Origin of the sequence: Streptomyces lycii, assembly GCF_009735685.1 — a bacterium.
In the GTDB taxonomy this organism is placed as follows: domain Bacteria; phylum Actinomycetota; class Actinomycetes; order Streptomycetales; family Streptomycetaceae; genus Streptomyces; species Streptomyces lycii.
Map to the genome: position 1 here is coordinate 1 of NZ_WHPN01000358.1, position 5,623 is coordinate 5,623.

The following is a 5,623-nucleotide window of genomic DNA, read 5'->3' on the forward strand; positions in this document are numbered from 1 at the left end:
CCCGCGCCGGCCGCCGGTCACGACCTGTGGGTGAGGCCGGGCCCGCGCCGGCCGCCGGTCGCCACCTGTGGACGCGGTCGGTCCCGCGCCCGCGCCGGTCGCAGCCCGTCCCGGTGACCGCACTGTGGCCTGCTCGTGAGGTTCACCGGCGCCCGCTTCGCCTATCGTGAAGTTTGAACATCGTGATGCGGAGGCCGCCGGACTGGTGGCCTCCGCATCCCGCGTACGGCGAAGGGGACCGAGACCATGCCCGGCAGCGGCAGCGAACCGCGCAGCGCGTCGGTCACCCGCAACACTTTGCGCCAGCAGCTCGCCGACGCCCTCCGCGACGAGGTCCTCGCGGGCCGGCTGCCGGCCGGGCAGCACGTCACGGTCAAGGAGATGGCCGAGCAGTACGGCGTGTCCGCCACCCCGGTGCGCGAAGCGCTCGTCGACCTCTCCGCCCAGGGACTGATCGATCTGGAGCACCACCGCGGTTTCCAGGTGCACCGCTTCACCCCGGAGGACTTCGGCAACATGGTCGAGGCCCGCACCCTGATCGTCGACAGCATCTTGCGGCACGCCGCGCAGCGCATCCTGGACGGCGCCACCCCGGGCGCGCTGAAGTCGCTGCGGCGGCGGGCCGAGGAGGCCGTACGGGCCGCCCGCGCCGGGGACCTCGACGTCCTCATCGGACACGACCTGCGGTTCTGGCGGGAGCTGGGCTGCCTGGTCGGCAATCCGTACATCAACGACATGCTGGACCGGGTGCGGGTGCAGAGCTGGGTGTTCACCGTGCCCTTCCTGCGCCGGGAACGGGACCTTCCGGCGGCGCTGTGGTGCGGGCACGGCGAGCTGGCCGACGCCGTCGCCCGCCGCGACGAGCAGGAGGCCCGCCGGGTGCTCGCCGGATACCACGAACACGCGCGCGGGCTGCTCCGGCGGTTCACGACGTGAAACCCCGGCAGCAGGAGGGCTCCTCCGTGCCCGCGCCGCGGCGCGGCGCCACCGCCGTCGTCTCGCTGACCGTCGTCGTCCCCGCCTACAACGAGGAGCGGCGGCTGCGCCCCGGCATCGAAGCGATCTGCCGCTATCTGCGGCGCTGCGGCGAACGGAACTGGGAGCTGATCGTCGTCGACGACGGGTCCACCGACCGCACCGCCGCCGTCGCCGCCGAGGCGGCGGCCGCCGAACCGCGCATCCGGGTGCTCCGCGCGCCCGTGAACCGCGGCAAGGGGCACGCCGTGCGCATCGGTGTGCGGGCCTCGCGCGGCCGCCGCGTGCTGTTCTGCGACGCCGACTCCGCGACACCGATCGAGGAACTGGCCCTGCTCGCGCGCCGGCTGGACGAGGGTTACGCGGTGGCGATCGGCTCCCGGGCCGGGCCGGCGGCGCGGATCGAGGTCCGCCAGCACGTGCTGCGCGAGCTGCTGGGCAAGGCGGGCAACCGCCTCATCCAGGCGCTGGCCGTGCCCGGGATCCGCGACACCCAGTGCGGGTTCAAGCTGTTCGACGGGGACAAGGCGCGCGAGGTGTTCGCCCGGGCCCGTACCGACGGCTGGGGCTTCGACGTGGAGATACTGCGCGCCTTCCGGTCCCGCGGCTGGCCGATCGCCGAGGTGCCGGTGCGCTGGTCGCACCAGCCGGGGTCGAAGGTCGGGCCGCTGGACTACGCGAAGGTGCTCGGCGAGGTGCTGCGGGTCAGGCTGCGGCCGACGAGGGACGGACAGTGAGCGGGACGATGCGGGAACCGGGGCGGACCGGGAGCGGGGCACGGAACACAGGGAGCCCGGACGGCGGGACCGCGGAGGGCGGGACCGCGGTGGGCGGGGCACCGGATGCGGGGACGGCGGAGGGCCGGGCACCGGATGCCGCGACCGCGGACGGCGGGACACCGGGTGCGGGGAGCGTGGACAGCGGGGCACCGGATGCCGGGACCACGGACGGCGGGATCACGGACGGCGGGGCGCCTGACAGCAGGGCACCGGCTGTCGGGACCGCGGATGCCGGGGGGCTGGACGCCGGGAGTCCGGATGCCGGGACCGGTGACGACGGGGCGTCCGACAGCGGGGTCGCGGACGGCGGGACACCGGATGTCGGGAGTCCGGATGCCGGGACCGGTGACGACGGGGCGCCTGACAGCTGGACCGCGGACGCCGGGACTCCGCAGGCCGGTGGCCAGGATGCCGAAGGGCTCGGCGCCGGGGTGCCGCCCGGGGCGGAGCCCGGCGACGACCGGCCCGGGGCCGGGATGCCGTACGCCGACGGGCCCGGCGCCGGGATGCCGGAAGCAGAGGAGCCCGCTGCCGAGGAGTTCGGGGCAGGGACGCCGGAAACCGACGAGCCCGCCGTCAGGACGCCCGCCCCCGGGACGCCGGGCGCCGGGACGCCCGCCCCCGGGACGCCGGGCGCCGGGACGCCCGCCCCTGGGACGCCCGCCGCCGGGACGCCGGGCGTGGGCACGGGCGCCGGCATGCCGTACGCCAAGGGCCCCGACTCCCGCATACGTGACACCGAGCACCCCGACGCCGACGCGGCGGCGGCTCTCCGTGCCGCGGCCGGCCCGAAGCGCCCGGGGCCGCGGGCCCGTCTCGCGGCGGTCGCCGTCCCGGCCGGCTATCTGCTGGCGTCGCTGCTGCTCTACGCGGGCCTGTGGGCCGACCTCGACCGGCGCTATCTCGTCGACAGCATGCGCGACCAGAACCAGTGGGAGTGGTTCTTCGCCGTCACCGCCCACCATGTCCTCGGCGGCGAGAACCCGCTGTTCACGACCCTGCAGAACTTTCCGCTCGGCGTGAACCTCATGGCGAACACCGTGATGCTCGGCCTGTCCGCGCCGCTCGCCCCGGTCACCGCGCTCTTCGGCGCGACCACCACCTGGGCCGTGGTGCTCACCGGCGGCCTGGCGGCCACCGCCACCGCCTGGTACTGGCTGATCCGCCGCCACCTCACCCGCAACCGCGCCGCCGCCGTCCTCGGCGGCGCCGTGGCCGCGTTCGCCCCGCCGATGATCTCGCACGCGAACGCGCACCCCAATCTGGTGGTGCTCTTCGTCGTCCCGCTGATCGTCGACCGGGCCCTGCGGCTCTGCGCCGGCGGCCGGGTGCTGCGCGACGGGGCGGTGCTCGGCCTGCTCATGGCCTGGCAGATCTTCCTCGGCGAGGAGGCGCTGCTGCTGGCCGTGACCGGAATGCTGGTCTTCGCGCTGCTCCACGCCGCCGCGGCACCGCGCGCCGCGCTGCCCGCGGTCCGGCCGCTGCTGGGCGGGCTCGCGGTCGGCGCCGCGGTGGCCGTGCCCCTGGTGGCGTACCCGCTGTACTGGCAGTTCTTCGGCGACCGGAGCTACAAGAGCATCGAGCACGGACCGACCGGGAACTCGCTGCTGGCGCTCGTGGAGTTCTCCGGCCGGGCGCTCGCGGGCGATCCGGCGACCGCCGAGGCGCTCTCCCTCAACCCCACCGAGCAGAACGCCTTCTACGGCTGGCCGCTGCTCGCCCTCGTGATCGGCGTCACCGCCGCGCTGTGGCGACGGCCGGCCGTCAAGGCGCTGGCCGGCACCGCGGTCGTCGCGGCGGCGCTGTCCCTCGGCGCGGAGATCACCCTCGCCGGCCGGCCCGAGGACGGCACCCTGCCCGGCCCCTGGAGGCTGCTCGACAAGCAGCCGCTGTTCGAGTCGGTGATCGAGTCGCGCTACGCCATGGTGTGCGCCCCGGCCATCGGCATGCTGCTGGCGCTGGCCTGGACGTCCTTCGCCGAGGCCGCCGCCACCGCGCGCCGCTCCGCGCCGGTCCCCGACGACCGGGACCGCCGCAACCGCGCCCTGCTGATCCGCGTCGCGGGCGCCCTGGTGCTCTGTGCGGCGCTGCTGCCGGTGGTGCCGAAGCCGCTGGAGACCGTGGACCGGCCCGACGTGCCGACGCTGGTCGCCAACGGCAACTGGCGGAAGTACGTACAGCCCGGGGAGTCCCTGGTGCCCGTGCCGCTGCCGTCGCCCGCCGGGGCCGACGCGCTGCACTGGCAGGTCGCGGCGGACTTCGCGTTCCCGCTGCCCGGCGGCTACTTCAACGGCCCCGCGACCGAGCGGCGCGAGGACGGCGAGATCCCCGGCGGCATCTACGGCGCCGTCCCCCGGCCCACCGCGGAACTGCTCCGGGACGTGCGGTACTCCGGTGAGCCGCCTGTGATCGGCCCGGCCGAACGGCGGGCCGCCCGCGAGGACCTGGAGTTCTGGCGGGCCGGCGTCCTCGTCCTCCAGGAACAGCCGAACGACGAGGCGCTGCGCGGCACCCTGGAGCGGCTGCTCGGCGATCCCGGCCAGCGGGTCGGTGACGCCTGGGTCTGGGACGTCGGCTGATCGTGCGTGCGGTTCCGCCGGCGCGGGTACGCAGGGAGCACGGACGGGGGAGCGGACGGGCCCGAGCCGCCTCCGTGGCCCGGTCCGGCAACTACGCTGTTCCGACCGTCATGTCCGACCATCGTGCCGACCCGACCCGACCCGACCCGACAGAGAGCGAGCGCTCGTGGCGTGTGACCTGTGGCTGGTCCCCCTTGTCGACGTGTTGTGCCACAGCCCCGACAATCCTTTCGCCGAAGAGATCGCGAGCTACGACAAGGCCCTGCGCGAGGAAGGGCTGCCGCCCGTCCCCGTGTTCGGCTACATGCCGGGTCTGAGCGGGGACGTCGCTCCGATCGCGGGCTTCGACTACGACGCGCTGCACTTCCTGCGCCGCGCCTACCTGCTGCAGATCTGCGGACTGCCGGTGACGCCGGTCGACGAACTCGGCGGTGACTACGAGCAGCTGCTGGAGATGTTCGAGACCACCGCCCAGCAGTCCCATCTCGTCTGGCACTACGACCACGCGGGCGCGTATGTGCCCGTCGACTTCCCCCGGCCGCTGGCCAACGAGGAACTTCTGGAGGGCGGCGGCCCGCTGGGCTCCGCGCACGGGCTGCTCCGGGAGCTGGAGACGGTCGCGCCGGTGATCGGCATCGACCCGGGCAATCCGCCGCCGGCCGCGGCACCGCCGGGGCGTCCCACAGCCCTGGAGGAACCCGCGGTCGCCGTACCGCCGGACGACAACCCGTACGGCAGGGAACGGCACGTCTGGCTCGGCCTGCACGCGGCCGCGACGCGCAGCCTGGGCCAGGGATCAATGATCGTCTTCAGCTGAACCACGGCCCGGCCCGGGCCGGAACCCGGCTCCGCGCCCCGGGCCGGGACCTGCGCCGTGGTCCGGGGCCGGGCCTGCGCCGTGGTTCCGGGCGTGCGCCGTGATCGCGGGTGTGCGCCTCGGGTTCGCGTCCCGGGCCGGGGCCCGCGCCTCGGGTCCGGGCCCGGTCGCCGGACCCGGGCCGAGGATGTGCCCCGAAGGGGCGCGGGGAACTGCGCGACCGGCCACGACGTGCCCGCACCCGCACGACAGCGCATCCCGCCCCGGACACACCCCGAACCGGACACCCCGTGCACCGGCCGCGCACCGGGCACCCCCGGCGCAACCGGAAGCCGAGCACCGCGCACCCCCCGCACAACCGGAAGCCGAGCACCCGCGCACCGGGAACCCAGTGGGCCGGGGAACCCCGAGCACCGGCCGCGCACCGGGCACCCCCGGCGCAACCGGAAGCCGAGCACCGCGCACCCCCCGCA

General features: G+C 75.5%; 3 protein-coding genes and 1 pseudogene. All 4 read left to right on the plus strand.

Annotated elements, in window-relative coordinates:
• Positions 1 to 246: 246 nt before the first annotated feature.
• The 4 genes and pseudogenes from GCU69_RS23930 to GCU69_RS23945 all read left to right on the plus strand — a co-directional run bounded on the left by GCU69_RS23930 (position 247) and on the right by GCU69_RS23945 (position 5,150).
• Entirely contained in the window at positions 247 to 936 is a 690-nt protein-coding gene (locus GCU69_RS23930) for a GntR family transcriptional regulator (protein WP_156207137.1), read from the plus strand.
• Positions 937 to 962: 26 nt separating this feature from the next.
• Positions 963 to 1,700, plus strand: a pseudogene (locus GCU69_RS23935) (dolichyl-phosphate beta-glucosyltransferase); the annotation flags it as partial.
• Positions 1,701 to 2,434: 734 nt separating this feature from the next.
• A complete protein-coding gene (locus GCU69_RS23940; protein ID WP_156207138.1) occupies positions 2,435 to 4,333 on the plus strand; it encodes a glycosyltransferase family 2 protein in 1,899 nt (632 codons plus the stop codon).
• Between the two features lie 166 nt (positions 4,334 to 4,499).
• Positions 4,500 to 5,150 (plus strand): hypothetical protein, encoded by a 651-nt coding sequence (locus GCU69_RS23945; protein ID WP_098752994.1) that lies wholly within the window; start codon positions 4,500 to 4,502, stop codon positions 5,148 to 5,150.
• Positions 5,151 to 5,623 lie beyond the last annotated feature (473 nt).

Excerpts from the sequence above, each read along its gene's own strand:
- GCU69_RS23930 (WP_156207137.1), top strand. The coding sequence starts at position 247 with ATGCCCGGCAGCGGCAGCGAACCGCGCAGCGCGTCGGTCACCCGCAAC.